8 protein-coding genes are annotated in these 15,326 nt (G+C 71.3%); 4 read left to right on the top strand and 4 right to left on the bottom strand.

All coding sequences use genetic code 11. From position 1 onward, the window contains the following. Positions 1–32: 32 nt before the first annotated feature. Genes ABGB17_RS33630 through ABGB17_RS33645 form a run of 4 tightly spaced genes read right to left on the bottom strand, consistent with a single transcriptional unit; the run spans position 33 to position 11,196 of the window. Positions 33–3,794: a hypothetical protein gene (locus ABGB17_RS33630; RefSeq protein ID WP_347637401.1), complete on the bottom strand. Its 3,762-nt coding sequence runs from the start codon at positions 3,792–3,794 to the stop codon at positions 33–35. Continuing rightward, positions 3,791–6,139, bottom strand: a complete 2,349-nt coding sequence (locus tag ABGB17_RS33635) for a hypothetical protein (protein WP_347637403.1) — start codon at positions 6,137–6,139, stop codon at positions 3,791–3,793. The genes ABGB17_RS33630 and ABGB17_RS33635 overlap by 4 nt, the downstream gene beginning before the upstream one ends. Then, positions 6,136–10,152: a DUF6603 domain-containing protein gene (locus ABGB17_RS33640; RefSeq protein ID WP_347637404.1), complete on the bottom strand. Its 4,017-nt coding sequence runs from the start codon at positions 10,150–10,152 to the stop codon at positions 6,136–6,138. Before ABGB17_RS33640 ends, ABGB17_RS33635 begins: the two co-directional genes overlap by 4 nt. A gap of 51 nt (positions 10,153–10,203) precedes the next feature. Next, positions 10,204–11,196: a hypothetical protein gene (locus ABGB17_RS33645; protein ID WP_347637406.1), complete on the bottom strand. Its 993-nt coding sequence runs from the start codon at positions 11,194–11,196 to the stop codon at positions 10,204–10,206. A gap of 484 nt (positions 11,197–11,680) precedes the next feature. Between ABGB17_RS33645 and ABGB17_RS33650 the strand changes: the two genes are divergently transcribed. From ABGB17_RS33650 to ABGB17_RS33665, 4 genes are all read left to right on the top strand, one after another. After that, positions 11,681–12,133 carry an ArsI/CadI family heavy metal resistance metalloenzyme gene (locus ABGB17_RS33650; protein ID WP_347637408.1) on the top strand — a complete coding sequence of 151 codons (453 nt, stop codon included), beginning with the start codon at positions 11,681–11,683 and terminating at the stop codon, positions 12,131–12,133. 280 nt (positions 12,134–12,413) lie between these two features. Continuing rightward, the gene (locus ABGB17_RS33655; RefSeq protein ID WP_347637410.1) at positions 12,414–13,142 is read left to right on the top strand and encodes an MIP/aquaporin family protein; all 729 of its coding nucleotides are present in this window, start codon (positions 12,414–12,416) and stop codon (positions 13,140–13,142) included. Between the two features lie 195 nt (positions 13,143–13,337). Further along, positions 13,338–15,014 carry an OPT/YSL family transporter gene (locus ABGB17_RS33660; protein ID WP_347637412.1) on the top strand — a complete coding sequence of 559 codons (1,677 nt, stop codon included), beginning with the start codon at positions 13,338–13,340 and terminating at the stop codon, positions 15,012–15,014. A gap of 105 nt (positions 15,015–15,119) precedes the next feature. After that, positions 15,120–15,254 (top strand): hypothetical protein, encoded by a 135-nt coding sequence (locus ABGB17_RS33665; protein WP_347637413.1) that lies wholly within the window; start codon positions 15,120–15,122, stop codon positions 15,252–15,254. The last annotated feature ends 72 nt before the right edge of the window (positions 15,255–15,326 follow it).

Consider the following 15,326-nt stretch of genomic DNA (forward strand, 5'->3'; position numbering starts at 1 on the left):
TCCTTCCGGGGTGAGGGAGCAGGGGGGTGCGGCTAGTGCTCCTGTTCCTGTTCTGCTTCGGTGAGGAGGCGAAGCATGCCGTCTTCGAGGGTGGCGGGACTGTCGGGGAACCGCGCGTCCGGCAGTGCCGGGGTCAGCTCGTACGGTGTCCAGGGGGCCTGTCCCGGTGCGGGCCGCAACCAGGACCAGGTGCCGCGTTTCTCGCCCGGCCGGGGGAAGACGAGGGTCTCGGCGTGTTCGGTGGTGAGGACGGGCCCGAACCGGAAGAGCGCCTGCACGTGGCGTAGCGCGTCGTCCACGTGCCGGGGCGGCACGGTGACGGAGGCGGTGGGCGTGATGCCGCTGGTGGCGTGGACGGCGGCGCGCGGGTCGACGAGCAGGAGCAGCCGGGTGGGGCCGGGGTCGCCGAAGGTCAGCTCGGGGTAGTCGCCGGCGGGGCCGAGGGGACCGATCTGCCGGACGTGGTCCTGCCCGTCGCCGGGCGCGGTGACGCTGTGGAACCTGTCGTACCGGTAGGCGGCCGCGTCGTCGGCGGTGAAGTAGCCGATGAGGCCGTCGTCGCGGGCGGCCTGGTCGCCGAGGCGGACGGCGAACCGGTGGGCGGTGAAGGCAGGGGGTGGCGGGTCGAGGGTGGCGGCCCAGCCGGTGTCGCCCAGGGGCGGCCCTTGGAGGGTCAGCCGGAGCTGTGCGGGGACGAGCGCCAGGGGGCGGCCGATGAGGACACTCAGGTTCTGGTCGGCGCGCTGGCCGAGTGGCTCGGTGGTCCACAGGGTGGAGTCGATGACGTCGAGGAAGGCGGTGAAGCCGGCTTCCGTGGCCAGGCCGGAGGAACGGATCAGACCCGCGACCAGGGGCGCGAGCCGCGCGAGCTGGTCCAGGGTGGTGACGGTGCCGTCGGGCGGCGGCTCCCACCGGCCGGTGCGCTGCCCTTGGGCGCCGGTGAGCAGGCGGTAGGTGCCGAGCAGGCGGCCCGCCGGGTCGTACAGCAGCAGGCTGTGGTCGAGGTGGTTGGGCAGGAGCCAGCCGCCGATGGGGCTCGGGTCGGCCGCGGTGCGCACGACGCGGGTGCCGGTCCGGGCGTCGAGGAGGTCGAATTCGAGCCGGGCGGGCTGGAGGGGGCGGGGCGGCAGCTCGGCGACGGCCGCGACCGTGGGGGTGAGCGAGGTCTCGGCGGTGAGGGCGGTGTCGACGACGAGGGGGAAGTTGCGGTAGTCGTGCAGCCCGCCGCCTTTGATGTCGGGGCTGACCACGTCGAGGACACGGCCGAACTTGTCGTAGAGGAAGAGCTCCTCGATGTGGATCTGCCCCTGCCGCATCTCGTGGAAGGGAGCACTGGTACCTCCGGGGAGGTACGGGACGCTGGTGACCCGGCCCAGGTAGCGGGCGGGCAGGCCGTCGCCGGTGGCGGCGTCGGGGTAGCCGGCCAGGCCGGCGATGTGCGGGTGGTCGGGGTCGCCGGCGGTGGGACGGCGGAAGGCACGGGTGTCGCGGGCGGCCAGCCGTTGGTTGAAGCCGGTGAGTTCCTGGGCGAGGAACGCCCAGTCGCCGATCGACGTCAGCCAGGCGTCGAGTCGCCCGCGCTGGTCGTCGGTGCCGTGGTGGGCGACGAACTCTTCCAGCCGGGCGGCGAACAGGGAGCGGGGGTGGGGGCCGAGGCCGGAGATGCCCGTGACGGTGACCGGGTCCGGGGTGACGCCGGCCGCCCCGGTGTGGCGGTGGTCGGTCCCGTCGAAGGTCCAGCAGCGCTGCGTGCCCACGGCGTAGGGGATGTGGCGGTAGGCGACCTTCCACTCCATGATCAGTGGTGCCCAGGGCTGGGTCCAGGGCTCCAGGCCGAGCGCGGGCAGGGTCCCGGTGTAGTCGGCCGGGCGGTGGGCGGCGATGGCGGCGCGGACCTCGTCCACCGGCAGGCCGGCGGCCGCGGCCAGCGCGGGGGCGTTGCCCGTGTCCAGCAGGAAGTACTCCGTGAGCAGCCCGGGGACCTCCGGTGGGAGCGCGGAAAGGCCCGGGACGGCGGGCATCGTCCCGTCGCCGGGCGTCGCGGTGATCACCGTGCCCGCGACCGTGACGGCGCAGGCCAGAGGTGAGGGGCCGTCGCCGGTGAGCGGCCGTACGGGCACCTGCTCGCCGGAGACGGTGGTGTCGGCCGGTGGCAGGAGACCGGACACGCTGACCACGGGGTCGTTGCTCTGCCAGTACGGGTGACGGGGGACGGCCTTGAGCGTGGCGCCCCCGGTGAGCCCCCGGGCTTCGGCGAAGGCGCTGATCCCGGCGAGGAACCCGTCGTGGTCCCCCGCGGAGGAGCGGGCCGGGTCGGGCTGGGGGAGCTTCGCGGCCAGGTCCCTCACCTGGACGGTCATGGCGCGCACCGTGTGGGCGAGTGAGCCCTCCCGGTCGGGGTCCAGTTCCTGCCGCATCCGGCCGGGATCCGGCGCGTCGCCCGGACGCGGGGACAGCGCGTCGGCCAGGCCGTACTTCAGCCACAGGGCGTTCAGCCGCCACTGGTGGACGTACAGCTCGCCGAGCTGCTCGTCCAGCCGGCGCTGGTCGGCGTTCAGGGTGGCCAGCCAGGGCGGCGGGGTGAACGGCGCGGGTGCCGGCGCCGGATCGGTGGTGTCGGCGGGGGGTGGTGTCACGGTCCAGTGGTGGCCCCCGGCGGAGGCGCCGAACGAGGCGTCGCCGATGTGGCGGCGTACCCGCGCGTCGCCGCCCTTCTCCTCGGCCACGTCGAGGACGTTGTGCAGGAAGGTGCGCAGGAGCTGCAGGTCCGAGCCGGAGGGGGAGGCGCCGGCGGCGTGCAGGGCACGGCCGGCGAGCGCGGTGAAGGCGTCCTCGGTGGTGTTGCCGACGGCGACGTTGAGCTTGCCGTTGTCCTGGACGGTGTCCAGGGGGTCGGGGGCGGGTGCCGAGGTGGCGTCCGGGTCCCAGGGGACGGTCAGGGCCGTACCGGAGTAGAGGCTGCGGGTGGCGGGGGTCACCGCGGTGTCGTGGCCGGGGTCGCCGGTCAGGCGGGGGTCCTGCCAGCCGAGGTGGGTGAGGTGGTCGGCGTAGGAGGTGCCGGGCGGGAGGGTGGCGAGGACGTCGGCGCCGGGGTCGGAGTACCAGCCGGTGACCTGGTAGCCGAGCGTGTCGGCTGCCGTGACGCCGGACAGGTCGTCGAGGAAGGAGAAGACGTTGCCGTTGTGCGGCGTGTAGGTGGTGAAGTACGGGTCGCCGGTGGCCATGGCGGTGACGTACAGCGGGTCGCGTGCGGCTCGTTCCGTCCAGGGCGTGGTGCCGGTGAGCGGGAAGGCGAGCCCGATGAGGACCTGGTGGGCGCCGGACGTCATGGTGTTGCGGTAGGGGTCGGTGCTGGACCGCCAGGCGCTCAGGGTGGCGTCGGGGACCAGGTAGCTGCTCGACCTGTCGTAGGAGTGACCGTTGCGGTAGGCGGTGGTGCTGTAGGGGCAGTCGCTCTCGACCACCCACGCCTTGGCGCGGCGGGTGGTGGTGCCGCTGAAACGCACCACCAGCCACCGGTTGGGCACCAGCGGATAGCGGATCTCCCCGGTCCGCGGGTCCTGGACGCCGTGGCGCAGCCCCCGGGGCAGCGTCCAGTGCAGATGCACGCCGGTGTGGTTGTGGACCTTCGCGTTGCTCTCCCGGTCGCCCTCGTCGGGCTCCGGGCTCATGTAGTCGTTCAGCGCCTGGTAGTTGTGCTGCCAGGTGCGGAAACCGTCCCGGCCCCGCAGGGCGGTGTTGACCACGAGGGCGTCCAGGCCGACGGGGACGACGAGCGTGGGGAGGGTGGTCATCGCCGGTCTCCGTCCGGGCCGGTGAAGTGGACGGCCTCGGGGACCTTGACCATCTGCATGGCCAGGTCGGCGGGACCGATCGGGCCGACGGCGGTGCCGTGCGCGGTCTCCAGCGCGGCCGTCAGCGCGGGGACGAGCGAGCCGATGTCCAGGACCCGGCCGCCGGTGCCCGTCCTGAGGTGGTCCAGGACGGGAAAGGTGACATCGGTGCCGAGCTGCTCGCCGAGCCGCCGGTCGGCGGGCGAGCCCGGCGGCAGCATGTTCCGCAGCGGGATCAGGCCGTGGTCCTCGACGCCGAACCGGAAACCTTCCTGGGGTTCGCGCAGCTCGACCATGGCGGGCAGGCCGTCGAACAGGCACAGCAGCACGGTGGGCGCCAGGTGGTCCATGCGCAGCACCGGCAGCGGCGTGCCGTCCGGGGCACCGGCGCGGACGGCCAGGTTCGGCCAGCCGGAGACCAGCGCCGAGCGCAGCAGCAGGCCGCTGACGGGCCGGTCGGCGCCGCCCAGGCCGTCCCCGCCGTCCCCGGTATCGGTGGCGGCGCCGGGATCGCCGCCGCCGCGGAGTGTGTCACGGTGCGCCGCCGCCGTCCGGGCCGCCGCCGACCGGACGGCGCCGGCCACGATCTGGTCCTGGAGAGTGTCCCTGCTGGACTGCGCGCCGATGCAGAGGGCGCCGGAGACCAGCGCGTCCAGCCAGCTGGGGTCGACGTGGAAGAAACGCAGCGACTCCTGCGGCAGCATCCGCTCGTCGGGCACCAGGTGGGTGAACGGCACGGGACAGAGCAGCATGAGCCTGCCGAGCCACTGCGCGATGGGGGCGAAGTGTTCCTTGAGCCCGTCACCGTCGGCGAGGGCCTGGGTGAGGGCGGCGCGGGTGGTGCCGGACCGCAGGAAGTCCTCCAGCGCCTGGCTCGGGTCGGCCGGTGGCGCGGCCGGCGCGGGTGGTGACCACTGGGCGGCGGGTCTGCCCGGCGGCGTGCCGAGGGCGGTGAGCAGGTCGCTGTCGAGGAGGGTGCCGAACGCGGCCCGCGCGGACTTCGGCCCGGCACCGTCCCGCGGCAGGTGGTTGCTCGTGGCCTGGTGGTACAGGGTGTCGATGAGGTGCCGGGCGGCGTGTTTGAACTCGAGCAGGTGCTGGGCGAAGGCGGTGTCGGCTATGGCGAGCGCACGGCCGGTCTCGAACGCGGTGGCCAGGGACATGTCGAAGCTGCCCCAGGCGGGGTCGTAGCCGATGAGCGCGTCGGCGGAGGTGGCCTGCGCCGCCCGCGCGGTGGCCACGGGCACGACGGGGGTGAGCGGCCCCCGGTACCAGGCGTAGGTGGCCTCGCCTGAGCGGGTCAGGTACGGCAGCGGCAGGTAGCCGTCGTTGAGCCGCCGGGCCACCTGTCTCCGCGGGGCCGGGGTGCCGTCGGTGTCCTGGTACGGCGAGGCCGGCCGCAGCCACATCTCCTCGCGTGCGGCCCGGTCGCCGTCCGGGGTGCGGGTGAGACCTTCGGCGAGGTCGGCGAAGCCGGCCTGCCGGTCGGGGTAGGCCCAGAACGACCAGCTCGCGAGGGACAGCAGCGCCACCGACGTGCGCCCCTGGAAGTCCGGGTCGTCCACGAGGATCTTCTCGTGCCCTTCCAGGGAGACCAGATGGACGATGGTCCTGGTGGCCGTGGCGGAGCCGGGCGGGGCGGTGGCCGGGAAGCGGTTCGCGACGACGACGGCGAACAGCCCGTCCTCCTTGATGCCGAGGATGGCCCGGTCCCCGGTGTTGGCGCCCCGGCAGTGCGCCAGGAACCGCAGCTCCTCCAGCCGGGGCGCCACCGCGTGGAACTCGGTGGCCGCGACCTGGATGTACGCGCAGGGGTCGCCGTCACCGACATCGGCTTCCACGGCCAGGCCGGGTTTCAGCACGGCCGGGTCGTCGGCGAGGAAGTCGCCGACCGTGCCGGAGACGGTGCGGGCCGGGGCGGTCGTGCCGCCGACGAGCTGGTCGTCGGTGAGCACCAGCAGCGCCAGCCAGGGGGTGCCGGCCGGGGCGCCGCGCATGGTTCGTTCCCACGGCAGCATGGGGTCGCCGAGGACCAGGTGCGGCAGGACCTCGGCGTACCGGCCGCTGGAGGCGTCCGGCGGCTGCTTGGCGACCACCGCGGTGGTGTCGATCGCCACCTGCGGGCCACGGACGGTGAACTTCTGGACGGCGGTGAACGCTTTCCCGCCCTCAGGGCCGGTCCACAGCGTGTGGGTGACCTCGACGCGGTAGTCACCCGCGGGCAGGGCCGGCAGGTAGTTGTCGTGCAGCTCGATGTCCCCGACGGGAATGGTGTCGCGGGCGGGGTGCGGCGGGCTCTGGCTCACGTCCGGCTCCCCGGGGCCTGGGTCATGGGGGCCTGGCCGAACAGGTGGCCCGCGTCGGCCGCCAGGCCGGCCAGGGAGTCGTTGGGGCCGGTGAACAGCTTGGCGTCGGCCAGGGCCGCGTACACCTGGTCGCGGCCGTTCCTGGCGTCCCCGCGGTCGGCGCGGCCGATGAGGTCCACGCACGACGGGTCGGGGGTGAGGACGAAGTCGCCGTTGGCGGCCGGATGCCGGGGCAGCGGTGAGAGGCCGGGTGGCAGTTCGTCCTCGCTGTACTCGCTGAGCGGGAAGACCCCGCGCGAGGGGGCCAGCTCGGGCCGCGGCGCCTGGACGTCGAAACCGACCGGACGGCCGGGGACCACCTCGGCGGTGGGCCGGCCCTTGATTTCCTCCAGCACCGCCCTGAGCGCGCCGGCCGGGTCCTGTGACGAGGTGGGCGTGGCGCCCCACAGCGACGCGGGCAGGTTCCGGGTGCGGGCCGTCAGCGTCCAGCCGTCGGCCGGTGCGAGCTCGTTCTCGAAGTAGAGCTTCAGGCGGTGCTCGCCGATCAGCCCGCCGCGTTTCATGGGGCGCACGTCGACCAGGGGGCCGTCACCGGGCTCTTCGGAGTTCAACGGCGCGTCCCCCGTGCGCAGATGGCTGGCCGGGATCGCGGCCTGGGTGAAGAAACGCAGGTCGCGGGCGCGGACCAGCCACACCTTGCCGCCGTCGCCGGCGGCATCGTCCATGGTCTTGTCCAGGCCGCTGACCGCCGCGACGGTGACCATGTCCTGCGGTTCCGGCAGCATGGCGGCGAACTCGGGCCATCCCAGTGTCCTGTCGCCGGCTCCAGGGCGTCCGTGGCCGAAACGGACCGTGATGCTGAAGCACGCGATGTGGACGGTGACCGTGCCGCCCACCGGTGGTCCCCACAGCTCCAGGCCGGCGCCGACCGACACGCTGATGGTCTTGTGCACGAACAGGAAGTTGGCGGTGTACGAGGCCCCGACGCTCACCGAGATACCGGCGGTGAACCAGAACGGCCGCCACGACAGCAGCAGGTCCGCCTTCGCCGTGAACCACGCCCGGACGCCGCCCCCCTGGTAGACGGCGCTGAGCGCCGCGCCCGCCATCGCGCACGACGGCGTCACCGCCAGATACGCCCGCGCGGTGATCGACACGTTGCTGTTGACCGCCCAGTCGATGCCCAGCCGCGGTACCGCCGGGTAGTGGGCGGGCCGCGGGAAGGCCGGGTGGTAGCCGCCGAGGGTGACCACGAACTGGCCGGCGTCCGGGTTCGGCCCGAACCACACCGCGCAGGCGAACCCCCCGGTGAGATGGCAGTCGCGGGTCAGCACGTACGAGGCCGGGGACAGTTGCGCGGTCACTTCGAAGCTTCCCTTGGAGGGCCGGAGTACGGCTTCCAGGCCCAGTTCGGCGTAGACGTAGGTGCGGGTGGCGGACTCGGCCGGCAGCGGAAGCTGGAGGATCGCGGTCCCGAGGAGGGCGAGCACCAGCTCCTGGCCGAACTCCGCCGCGAGCAGCACCTTGGCGTTCACCACCTTGGCCGCGGTGAACTCCACCCCCAGCGCCAGCCAGTACGAGCCCTGCCGCGGGGCGATCCATTGCCGCGGCCGGCCACCGGCGACGGCCGGCTCACGCCCCTCCAGGACGTCGAGCACACGCGAGGGCTTGTTCCCGCCCGAGTCCGGCCCCTGCTTGTGCAGGGTCAGCAGCGGGAAGCCGGACACCTCCGTGGCGGCGGGCAGGGCCAGCTCCCGGTTGAACCCGAACCCGGCCATCAGCCCGGTGACCAGGATCGGCGGCAGCTCCAGCAGTGTCCCCTCGAGCTGGGCGAAGATGAACAGCGAGGGCTCGCCGTTCTTCAGTTGCGCGTAGGAGCCGACGGCCGCCAGGGAGTAGTTCGGCAGCACGAGCGTCGCCGTGCCGTCGTACTGGAACTCCACGGTGGGGGCGAGCTGGTCGCCGGGCAGGCGCAGCAGGGCACCGGAGATCTCCACCGGAGGGGCGTTGCAGGCCACGCCGACTCCGGAGAGGTCGAACGTCGGGGCGAACCTGTCCAGCGGTGAGCCGACCGCCAGCCCGTCGAACGACAGGGACAGCGGCCCCAGAGCGACCGCGGCGTCCAGCGCGAACAGCAGCACGTTGTGCTGGTACATCACGCCGATCCGGTTGATCTGGACGACGCCGAGCTTCTTCTGCACCGAGATCCATTGGACGGTGGAGGCCGGCGTGCTCGGCGCGCTGGGGCTGTCGGCGCCACCGGCCGGCACCGCGGGCGCGCTGGACTGCCCGCCGCCCCGGGACGCGGGCGCGTTCGCGGAGGGCACACCGAGGGCGACCGCCGTGGTCTCGTTCCCGGCCTTCAGCTCCGCCAGGGCCGCCACACCCGCTTTGAGCCCGGCCGCCGGGAGCGGCACCACCCGGGCCTGCCCGAGCAGCCCGTTGACCGACGTGACGTTCTCGGAGGTGAAGTCCGCGGAGCTGTAGAGGACCTGCAGGTTCTCCACACTCAACGTCCCCGCCTGCGACAGGAACCCGCCGACCAGGGGAAGCTGGGAGAGGTCGACGGCCGCCGACAGGTCGGCGCCGACACAGAACCGCGCCGGGCCGCCGGCGGGTTTCACCCGGACGAACTTGGCGTCCTTCAGGTCGATCCGCAGACTGTCGGGGACGTCCGCCGCCAGGTCGGCGGAGAAGTGCGCCACCCAGTCCCGCAGCACGATCTCGACGCCACCGTCGCCGCCGCTGAACGTGGCGGCGAGCATGTCGGCGCCGGACCTGTCCTTGTCGAAGACGACCTCGAAGTCGTGGCCGGCGACGTCCAGCGTCCCCGCGTACCGCGTTCCCGAACCGTCCCGGGTGACCGTCACCCCGAGCGAGGCACTGAGCTCGTCAGTGATCATCATATCGCCCTGCACCATGAAGTCGAAGACAGTCGCGCCGGCGAGGGTGGTGCAGGAGAACCACAGGCTGGTCAGCTCCAGGCTCCTGATCGGTTCAGGCACGTCCGCCAGGCCGAGGGCCGCGGTCAGCTCCGCCATGCCGAGATCCTCACCCGGCGTGAGACCGCCCCGGAAGGACCAGCCGCCCTTCTTGCCGAAACCCTTGGCGGCGAAGACGTCGATGCCGGACGACGAGCCGATCGCCACGGTGCCCCCGATGCTGACCACGAACGTCTCGACGGGGTCGTAGGACAGTTCCATGGACAGCGAAGCGATCGTGAAGGGGCCGAGCGACCACGAACCGGTGACCTTCATCCGGACCATGTAGGCGTGTCCGAGGGCGGCGGCGAACGACAGGTCGCTGATGGCCAGCTCCGCGGGCACCTCATCGGCGGGAATGCCGAACGACGCCAGCAGTGACCGGACGCCGATCGGCGTGCCCTCGCGAAGCGAACCGGTGACACGCAGGTCGGGAAGCCACAGCGCGATCTGAAGCGGAAGCCCCTTGACGTCGAGCGCGGCCACCACCGCCACGGACGACACCGTGTAGTGGCCGGCCGATCCGTCCTTCACCAGGCGGAGGTCGAACCCGGCGACCTCCCGGGGATCGAACCCGAACTCGCTCAACCCGCTCCGCGCGCTCTGCCACACCTCACCGGCGAAGCGCCTGCCCAAGCTCTCCAGCTCCGCGGCGAAGGCACCCGGCCGGGCCGGCCGCACCGCGGCCGTCAGCCGCCCGGCGCCGGCCGCGGCCATCGTCGAGGCCACCTCGACCTCGTCGAACGTTCCCCTCAGGGTGAGGGTCACCACACCCTCGTTCGTCACCGCCGCCGTCACGCCCGTCACCACGACGGTCACGCTCGCGCCGGCGGGCCAGGAGAACGACGCGCACGTCATGGAGAGCGTCAGCGTCGTACGTCCGTGGTCCACCTCCGCCCGCCCCGAACCGGCCACTCCCCGGCAGGAGCCGTCCGGGAACGTGCCGAGCATGTCCCGCAACCGCACCGGAAGCGCGGAGTCCGTGGCGCTCAGCGCCGGTGGACCACCAGAACCCAGGAAAGATGCTCTCAACGCGTCAAGATCGACGGAATTCTCCCCGCCCGGCCGCCGGTCATCCATACCTCACCGCCCGCCCCTTTTCTTGCCCGGTCTCGTGTTCGACGGGGAGGTGCCCTGTGAGGTGACGCCCGGACGGCACAGCACTCCGCCGCCGATCATGTCCTTGGCGTCCTGGAGGGACAATGATTTACCGTTGCCGATGTTCACCGTGCCCTGGTTGTCACGGATCAACTGGGAGAGCTTGCTCCACTCGTTGACCGCGCTGCAGAAGTGGGGAAGGTCGGCGCGCACGGTTCCGCCTGAAGCGCCGGACGCGGAGCCGCTGGAATTGGGATACCCGTTCCAGCCGCCCAGGTTCCATACCTCCGAGAAGCTCATGCAGTACGGCTCGAACCGGGCCATCTCCGCGGTCACGTAGGCCACCACGTCAAATGCCTTAACGGCCTCCTCGACCCTCGACGGCTCGGGTCTCTTGTTTTTCCGCGGGTCGGCCCGGTAGGCGAGGAGGTCGTGTGAATATCTGTGGAGACCCCCCTCCAGTTGGCTCGCCAGCTTCCAGCGGCTGATCGACTCGAACGGCTTCGCCGGGTCCTTCGCCTGATGCGTGAAACGACCGTGCTCGATGGGGATGTGGTCCGCTTCCACGATTCTCGTCAGTCCGGCGGGTACGGTGGCGAGGTCCTTGCTGTCATTGTCCTTGCTGGCTGCCACATATGTGGGTCCACCGCCGGGTGCGGGGTCGTCGATCGTCCACCCCCTCAGATACAGGTCGCGCCTCGTGAAATAGAACTGTATCGATTTCTCGTCGTCCAGAACGACCTCGATGCGAAGAAAGCAGGTGGCCACGGTACAGGAGTCGTTTTTCTTGCACCTCTCGCAGCCAGTTATGTCATAGCCGTTGTACTGTGCTTGCATGTGCTTGATCAGGCCGAGGTACTGGTCATGGCTGGGCGCGCTGCCATCGGCGAGATTGAGCGAACTCGTCTCCTTGACGGCGTCGTCACCGGCAAGCGGCACCGCGCGGCCCCCTCCGATCGATCCCTCGCGTATTCGCATCCCGATCCGGACATCGATATCCTACGGGCGGTAGGAAGAAGTGTCAGGATCTTGATTTTGTCGCTCCAATATGCAGCCCGCAGGCAACAAGCATGATGCGGCTTCGCCGGTGCGCCGCGTTATGGCAGAGATGAATTTAAGGACGTGCGGCCGGTCGCATAAAAGGCGTGACCTGGCTCAGATGCCCGCTGTCCGCGTACAGGTCATCGCGGAGGCCCTGAGGTGGCCCCGGCCGCGACGGTGGGCCCCGCGAATCTGGTCGAACCTGCACAAGGACCTCACCGGCCCCACATCCCCCTGGAGACGGTGACGGACGGGGCACCCTCGATCGCGAGATCGCTCGGTGATGTCGCCCTGAGCCGGCGCGGCGCTGATTAGATGGACTTCTAATTTGACAGACATCTACTCTGGAGCACACACTGTTCGTGGTCCCCTGCTTAGAAGATTGTCTAAGTAGGTGTCGTCAGAGTGGAGAGGACTCCCGATGTCACGTGTACAGCTCGCGCTCCGTGTCGCCGACCTGGAAGGGTCGATCGTCTTCTACAGCAAGTTGTTCGGCGTCGAGCCCGCCAAGGTGCGGCCGGGGTACGCCAACTTCGCGATCAGTGAGCCGCCGCTCAAGCTGGTGCTGCTGGAAGGGGAAGCCGGTCAGGACACCCGGATGGACCACCTCGGGGTCGAGGTCGAGGAAGGGGACGAGGTCGCCGCCGCCACCCGGCGTCTGCAGGAGGCGGGGCTGGCCGCGTTCGAGGAGAAGGACACCTCCTGCTGTTACGCGCTGCAGGACAAGGTCTGGGTTCATGGGCCGGGCAACGAGCCGTGGGAGGTGTACGTGGTCAAGGCCGACGCCGATACCCTCGGCAGGTCGGCTGTCGCGGTGGCGGCCGACGGGGAGCCGGCGGTCGCGGCGGGGGCGGGCAAGCCCGGCTGTTGCTGAGTGGTTCCCTCTTTCGGGCCTGGCCGGAAACGCGCATCCCGGCCGGGCCCTGCCGCCGTGCTCAGAGGGAAAACTCCAGGAAATCGCAGCTACCAAGTGGCATTGATATCTGTCAATATCGGTTCGGGTGGCGCCGGAAGGGGCGCTCCGGGTCATGAAATGGCAGGCCGGCAGGTGCGGTACCGCGGTGCGTCGCACGGCATTAGCGGCCGGTCGTGTCAAGGGGGAGGCTTAACGTGCTCGACTCGTCAGTCCGTCTCGGCCGGATCGGTGATCTCCGATGAGCCCGGCGTTGCCGCGCAGGGCGCTGGCCGAATACCTGGGCACATTGCTGCTGGTGACGGTGGTGGTCGGGTCGGGGATCATGGCGCAGGAGCTTTCGCCCGGTGACGTGGGACTCCAGCTTCTGGAGAACTCGATGGCGACGGTCTTCGGGCTGGGGGTGCTGATCCTGGTGCTCGGCCCGATCTCGGGGGCGCACTTCAACCCGGTGGTCACGCTGGCCGACTGGTGGGTGCACCGCAGGCTCTCGCTTTCCGACGTGGGTGTCTACGCCGCCGCCCAGATCGCCGGGGCCGTCAGCGGGGCCGTGCTGGCCAACGCGATGTTCGGCAAGGCCGCCGTCAGCTGGTCCACGCACGACCGCTCGGCAGGGAACCTCCTGCTCGGCGAGGTGGTCGCCACCGCCGGCCTGGTGCTCGTCATCTTCCTGCTGGTCCGCGCGGGGAACGCCCGCCTGGCGCCGGCCGCGGTCGCCTCCTACATCGGCGCCGCCTACTGGTTCACCTCGTCGACCAGCTTCGCCAACCCGGCCGTGACCATCGGGCGGGCCTTCTCCGACACCTTCGCCGGGATCGCCCCCTCCTCGGTGCCGGGATTCGTCGTCGTCCAACTGATCGGCGGGGTGATCGGTCTCGCCCTGGTCGCCGGTCTGTACGGCCGGGACCCGGGCGTGGCGGAGCCGCGGCGCGTGGAGGCCGATCCCGTGCTCGCCGACCGCACGCGGTGATCCGGCGGAATCAGCCGACACGTATATAGCGTAATTCCGAAAATTATCGTTATGTTCGCGTAACACGGACTGTACGCACGGCTGGGCAATCTTGTAAAGCCTCTTGACCGTCGCCGTCGACCATTTTAGTGTGCACTCGTCAGCTACATCGATAGTTATCAATGTAGTTCATCCGGCCGAGATCGGGGGCGCTCCGTGAGAGGAAAGGAGCGCACCGCGTCCTCCACCACCTCTCATTCGACCCTGGCGGCGGACCCCCCTCGGGACTGGCGGGAATCGTACGTCTGGGCCACGCTCATCGGCCTGGGCATCGGCGTGCTGCTGTGCGTACTCAACGTGCTGGTCCTGTTCCGCACAGGTACGTCCTTCGGAGGGTCGGCGCTGGTGGCCGCGCTGGGCGCGGCGCTGCTCCGGGTGGCCGGGGCGCTCAGCTGGCAGGGGCTCTTCGTCGTCTTCTCCATCGCGTCCAGCGGGTACATGGCGACGGCCGCGCTGGACACCGGCATCGGGGCCGTCGTCCTGCGGGCCGGTGAGTTGCCGGCCTGGGGTTTCCTGGTGGTGCTGGCGATGGCCGCGAACACCGTGGGCATCCTGCTCGGCGGGCTCGTCGCGCGGACGCTGGTGGTCGCCGAGAAACTGCCCTACCCGACCTTGAAGCCGGCCATCACCTTGATGGCGTCGCTCAGCACCCCCAAGGGCGGGGAGGGCGACCGGCTCGGGCGCATGCTGCCCGTCGCCGCCGGCGTGGGCGCCGCGTCGGCGCTGGGGGTCGCCCTGTGGGGCCACGAGGTCACGCCGGAGATAACGGGCACCCATCTGGCCCTGGCCCTGTCGCCGCTGCTGTACGGGGTCGGGTTCCTCATCGGCCCACGGGCGTGCGCCTGGCTGGCGGCCGGCGCGGCGTACACCGTGATCGTGTGGGCGGTCCAGGACGGCGCGGCGGGCCGGCCTGTGGCGTACGCCGACCATCTGTCCTTCCCCTGGGTGCTCGCCGCCGGCGTCGGCCTCATCCTCGGCTACTCCCTCGCCGCGATCGCCCGGGTCCGCGGCCCGCTGGCGCGTTCCCTGCAGGGGGGCCGTCTGCTCCCGGGCCGTACCCGGTGGCTCGCCCTCGGCGCGCTCGTGGGAACGGCGCTCCTGGCGCTGATGTACCCGTCTCTTCTGCGGTACCTGGGCTACGGTCTGCTCGGCGTCGTGCTGCTCGCCGTGATGACCGTGTTCCTCACCCGGGCCGGCGGCGAGATCGGGCTGGTGCCGTTGTCCCCGGCGCTGTACTTCAGTGTCGTGGCCTTCGCCATGTCCGGCGCGGACCAGGCGGCGGCGGTGCTCATGGCGTCGACCATCTGCTGCGCGGCCCTGGCCGCGGTGTACTTCACCTACTCGGTGAAGGTCGCCCACGACCGTCCTGAGGGCCTGTCCGAGCCGCCCAGGCGCCTGACGGGCTGGACGCAACTGGCGGGCGGCCTGGCCGGCGCCGTGGTCGGCGTCCTGGTGATCGCGGTGCTCACCCGGGCCGGTGTGATCGGAGGGCATTCCTTCCCCGCCCCCGTGGCCACCGCGGTCCAGTTCGTGGACGCCACCGTCCGGGGATCGGCCGAATACCCCCTCACCGTGGCCCTCGCCCTGGCCGTCACGGGGCCGCTGGGCATGGGCCTGGCCTTCACCTCGGCCATGCCGACGATGATCGGCCTCGGCGTGCTGCTTCCCCCCGCCTACTCACTGACCCTCGCCGCCGGAGGCCTGACCCAGTGGCTGCTCGTCCGCCGCGACCCCGGCCGGCGCAGCGGCACGGAGGTCGTCGCCTCCGGCCTGATCATCGGCGAGGGCCTGATCACCGTGGCGGTGCTCATCGTGCGGGAGGTCCTGCGGTGACCCGCCACCTGGGGCGTGCGCCCCACCAACGACTCTCCTCGCCGCGTCGCGGCGGGGAGCGGGCCGGAGAGCGCGGCAGAGATCACGGCGGAGGAGGTGATACCTATGATCGCTATTTCCATGATCGAGAACGCCGAAGTGTCCGAGAAGCAGACCGACTGCTGCACCGCCATGCGCGGCCGGAAGAACCTCGACGTCGTGACCAGCATCATGGCGAACGACCCGGACGGCTGCGACTGACCGCAACCGACGGACCGTACGGCACGGGTATCCCCTGCCGCGCCCTCCAACCCCCGGCGACACCACGGACAC

Origin of the sequence: Sphaerisporangium sp. B11E5 (genome assembly GCF_039871875.1) — a bacterium.
GTDB lineage: Bacteria > Actinomycetota > Actinomycetes > Streptosporangiales > Streptosporangiaceae > Sphaerisporangium.

Coding starts and splice junctions, on each gene's coding strand:
- ABGB17_RS33655 (WP_347637410.1), top strand. CDS start 12,414: ATGAGCCCGGCGTTGCCGCGCAGGGCGCTGGCCGAATACCTGGGCACA.
- ABGB17_RS33645 (WP_347637406.1), bottom strand. CDS start 11,196: ATGCGAATACGCGAGGGATCGATCGGAGGGGGCCGCGCGGTGCCGCTT.
- ABGB17_RS33650 (WP_347637408.1), top strand. CDS start 11,681: ATGTCACGTGTACAGCTCGCGCTCCGTGTCGCCGACCTGGAAGGGTCG.
- ABGB17_RS33630 (WP_347637401.1), bottom strand. CDS start 3,794: ATGACCACCCTCCCCACGCTCGTCGTCCCCGTCGGCCTGGACGCCCTC.
- ABGB17_RS33665 (WP_347637413.1), top strand. CDS start 15,120: ATGATCGCTATTTCCATGATCGAGAACGCCGAAGTGTCCGAGAAGCAG.